General features: G+C 55.0%; 1 pseudogene. It reads right to left on the bottom strand.

The annotated features are described in order from the left end of the window. Window positions 1–90: 90 nt before the first annotated feature. A pseudogene (locus WBR68_RS31605) lies at window positions 91–651 on the bottom strand (transposase); the annotation flags it as partial. Window positions 652–816 lie beyond the last annotated feature (165 nt).

Here is an 816-nt window from a genome sequence, read left to right as displayed (position 1 = left end):
CCGGTGCAATTCATGCCCCGGCTAACCCTTGCTCCGATCGTCTATCAACCGATGTCTACTTGACAGGGGTGCTTACGACCTGAGCAGGTTCTGCTGGGTCATTACACCGCGGGCTTGAACAAACAGCGATCGATAGATTGTTTCGTGCGAAACACACATGATCTTTCCGTCAGGAGAGTGACGCTTCAGCCGTCCTGAAATCTGTTCTGGCGACCAGTCAGCCTCCAACAGGCGTATCACGATACCGCGCAGCTCCGGTTCACTGGACAGCAGGTAAGGCTTCGGTCGCAGACCACGCTTCAAGAACTGCTTTTCAGCATCGTACGCTCGGTACTTCCCTGGTCCACCGTTGCGGCCGACCTCTCTCGAGATCGTCGATGCTGAGCGGCCCAACTGGCGACCAATAGCTCGATAACTTGCGCCACTAGCCAACCCTCGAGAGATCGACTCGCGTTCTTCTGCTGACAGGCATTTTGCACGGCGCGTCCTGGTCCTAGGCGAGATGCCTCCGTGGTACAGGAGATATGAAAAGACAGTCGCAGGAGGCTTAGATATGTCGCGCGAAATGGAGCTCATCGGGGTCCCCTTGCGCCATAGCTCCCAAATCCTAGACTTCCTCTCCGTAGTCATGGCGCCGTAAATACTGACCATTGCACACCTCTATCCATCAGGCTTTCAATAGGGTGTTGCACTGACCGTCTGAATCCACACGGACTAATTCGGGGTTAGGGTCACAAATGCGACAGGAAGCGGAGCGAAGTTTGCTGACCAAGCCAAGCTTGATGACCACTTTGCACGTCATGGCAGGGATTTTGG

This window comes from Achromobacter sp. JD-1, assembly GCF_038594925.1.
GTDB lineage: Bacteria > Pseudomonadota > Gammaproteobacteria > Burkholderiales > Burkholderiaceae_B > Achromobacter > Achromobacter spanius_C.
This window is presented reverse-complemented; position numbering and strand designations above follow the sequence as displayed.